General features: G+C 70.7%; 3 protein-coding genes. 2 read left to right on the plus strand and 1 reads right to left on the minus strand.

The window, feature by feature from the left end:
* Positions 1–206 precede the first annotated feature (206 nt).
* A complete protein-coding gene (locus H0E84_RS11100) occupies positions 207–2,282 on the minus strand; it encodes a 3-hydroxyacyl-CoA dehydrogenase NAD-binding domain-containing protein (protein WP_180678717.1) in 2,076 nt (691 codons plus the stop codon).
* A 246-nt stretch (positions 2,283–2,528) separates the two neighbouring features.
* Here H0E84_RS11100 and rpoE point away from each other — a divergent pair, with 246 nt between their 5' ends.
* Positions 2,529–3,143, plus strand: a complete 615-nt coding sequence (gene rpoE, locus H0E84_RS11105; protein ID WP_180678718.1) for an RNA polymerase sigma factor RpoE — start codon at positions 2,529–2,531, stop codon at positions 3,141–3,143.
* Positions 3,143–3,435, plus strand: a 293-nt coding sequence (locus H0E84_RS11110) for a sigma-E factor negative regulatory protein (RefSeq protein ID WP_180678719.1), incomplete at its 3' end; no start/stop codon positions are given. The genes rpoE and H0E84_RS11110, both read left to right, overlap by 1 nt.

Here is a 3,435-nt window from a genome sequence, read left to right on the forward strand (position 1 = left end):
GAGGCTCGTCGACGCCATCCATGGCGTCGACGGTCCCGCACCGGGGCACCGCACCGGCCCCGGACGCCGCGCGGGCACGTCTCGGCACGTCTCGTGAAATCATCGGATCCTCGAGCTGGCGACGGCTTCTGTGGAAGCGGAAGCGACGGCGGTCGCGACGTGGACGCGCGATGCACGCAGTCCACCTGCCGGGACCGCTACGCCCCTCAGGCCGCGCGGTCCGCGGCCTGCGGCTGCAGCGCCGGGTTGTCCCAGCCAGGCCGCGGCGCGAAACGGTCGCCATGCGCAGCCTGCAGCGCCGCCAGCCGCTCCAGCAGCGCCCCGGTCCCGGTGTCGCGGATGTGCTGGATCGGGCCGCCGCGGAACGGCGCGAAGCCGGTGCCGAAGATCACCCCGGCATCGAGCAGGTCGGCGTCCTCCACCACGCCCTCGTGCAGCGCGGCCACCGCCTCGTTGAGCAAGGCCAGGACCAGCCGGTCCTCGAGATCCTCCGGCACCTTGTAGTCCTTCGGCAGCTCCGGTTTCTTCGGCTTGCCGTTCTCCCAGGTGTACAGCCCCTGGCCGTCCTTCTTGCCGCGCTTGCCCTGCTCGGGCGGGGTGGCCAGGGCAGGGGGGATCTGCAGGCCGAGGAACGGCGCCAGCTCCCGGCCGACGCCGGAGGCGACATCGAGGCCGACGGTGTCGATCAGCTCGATCGGCCCCATCGGCATGCCGAACTTCACCGCGGCCCGGTCGATGGCCACGCCGGGCACGCCTTCGGAATAGGCGGTGGCAGCCTCGAGCATGTACGGGAACAGCAGCCGGTTGACCAGGAACCCCGGGGTACCGGCCACGGGCACCGGCAGCTTGTCGAGCGCGCGGCAGAACGCGGCCAGCCGCTTCTCCGTCTCCGGCGCCATCGCGTCGTGGCGGACGATCTCGACCAGCGGCATCTGCGCCACCGGGTTGAAGTAGTGCAGGCCGGCGAAATGAGCCGGGCGGCGGATCCCCTGCGCCAGTTCCGTCAGCGGGATCGAGGACGTATTGGTGGTGAGCAGCGCATCGGGCTTCAGCTTCGGCTCCACCTGCGCGTACAGGCCGTGCTTGGCGTCGGCGTCCTCGACGATCGCCTCGATCACCAGGTCGGCCTGCGCGGCGCCCTCGCCCTCGAGATCGGACTTCAATCGTGCGGCCACCTCCGGGCGCTTGGCGTCGTCCTTCACCTTCTTCGCGAACAGGTCCTGCGCCCGCGACAGGGCCTTGTCGATGTAGGGCTGCTCGCGGTCCTGCAGCGTCACCTCGAAGCCCTTGTAGGCGGACCAGGCAGCGATGTCGCCACCCATCACCCCGGCGCCGACCACGTGCAGCCGGCCCACGCCATGGTCCCTGCCGCCGATGCCCTTCAGCCGCTCCTGCAGGAAGAACACGCGGGTGAGATTGCGTGCGGTGGGGGTGCCGGCCAGCTTCACCACCGACCTGCGCTCGGCCGCCAGCAGCGCCTGGGTGCCGCCGCCGCTGCGGCGCCAGGTCTCGATCATCGCGTACGGTGCCGGGTAGTGGTCGCGCCGCGCCTTGCGCCCGACCTGCTTGACCAGCACCGGCGCCAGCAGCTGGCGCGCCGGCCAGGTATTGGTGAGCCAGCCCAGCAAGCGCTGCCGGAAGGGCCGTTGTGCGCCCTTCAGCGCCAGGGCCGCCGCGGCGTCGACCAGCAGCGCCGGCTCGGCAGTCTTGTCGACCAGGCCGATGCCGCGCGCCGCCTTCGCCGAGAGGCTGCGTCCGGTGAGCATCATGTCGAACGCCGCGGGCGCGCCGACCAGGCGCGGCAGCCGTACGCTGCCGCCCCAGCCGGGATAGATCCCGAGCTTCACTTCGGGCAGCCCGATGCGGGTGGACGGATCGGAACTGGCCACGCGGTAGTCGCAGGCCAGCGCGATCTCGGTGCCGCCGCCCATGCAGAAGCCGTGGATGGCGGCCACGGTGGGGCAGGGCAGGTCGGCCAGGCGCTGGAACACCTGCTGGCCGCGACGGATCGAGTCGCCGATGGTCCCCTTGGCGTCGAACTCGCGGAACTCGCGGATGTCGGCGCCGGCGATGAAGCCCTTCGCCTTGGCCGAGCGCAGCACCACCGCCTTCGGCGGGTCCAGCGCCAGCCGTTCGAGCAGCGCGTCCAGCTCGATCAGCACGTCCTGGGCGAACGTGTTCACCGACTCGCCGGCGCGGTCGAAGGACAGCACCAGCACGCCATCCTCGCGCTGCTCGGCCTGCCAGTGGCTGAAGCGCAGTCCGTCGAGGCCTGCAATCATCGGGCACCATCCGTTAGGGTACGGGAAGTCCCTTATGATCCAGAGGTCGTTCGGCCGGCGTCAAATCGGCCGTTCCGCGGCCCGCTGCGGCGGTTCCCGCAGGTCGGGAGCGGCCCGTCCCGCGGCCCATGGCTTGTGGCAGTGGCGCCGCGGCCCCAGATCCGAGGACCGTGGCGGTGGAACTTCCTCCCCTGCCGAAGGTCACACAGCCCAGCCAACGGCCGGGCGACAAGGAGCGCCGGCCCGATGGCCGAGAACGAGACCCACCAGTTGGACCAGGAGCTGGTCAGGCGCGTACAGCGCGGCGACAGCGCGGCCTTCGACCTGCTGGTACGCAAGTACCAGCATCGGATCGCGGCGCTGATCGGGCGCTACGTGTCCGACTGGAGCGAATGCCAGGACGTGGCCCAGGAGACCTTCATCCGTGCCTACCGCGCGATCGGCAACTTCCGCGGCGACGCCCAGTTCTATACCTGGCTGCACCGGATCGCCGTGAATACCGCCAAGAACCATCTCGTCGCCGGCAACCGCCGCCCCCCCACCGAGGACATCGACGTGGGCGACGCCGAGCAGTTCGATTCCGGAGTGCGGCTGCGCGATACCGATACGCCGGAGCGTGAACTGATGCGCCAGCAGCTGGAACAAACGGTGATGCGCGCGGTCGAAGCCTTGCCCGAGGAGCTGCGCGCGGCGATCACGCTGCGCGAGGTCGACGGCTTGAGCTACGAGGAGATCGCCACGCGCATGGACTGCCCGATCGGAACGGTGCGCTCGCGCATCTTCCGCGCCCGCGAGGCGATCGACCAGGAACTCAAACCCCTCATGGACCACCAGACCACAGCCGAGCGTGCCATCCGATGATGCCATCCGACGACAGCGAAGCCCTGCAGATCGGGCCCGACCCCGACAAGCTCTACCTCTACCACCGCCAGCAGCTCTCGGCGATGCTGGACGGCGAGCTGTCGCCGGATCAGGCCCGCTTCATGCTGCGGCGGCTGCAGCACGACGTCGAACTGGCCAGCTGCTGGGAGCGCTGGCAGGTCTGCGGCGACGTGATGCGAGGCCAGCGCAACGCGCTGTTGCCCGCGGATTTCGCCGAAGGCGTCGCCCGGGCGATCGCCGGCGGCGACCACGCGCTCGCGCCGCTCGCGCC

This window comes from Luteimonas salinisoli (genome assembly GCF_013425525.1).
Lineage (GTDB): Bacteria > Pseudomonadota > Gammaproteobacteria > Xanthomonadales > Xanthomonadaceae > Luteimonas > Luteimonas salinisoli.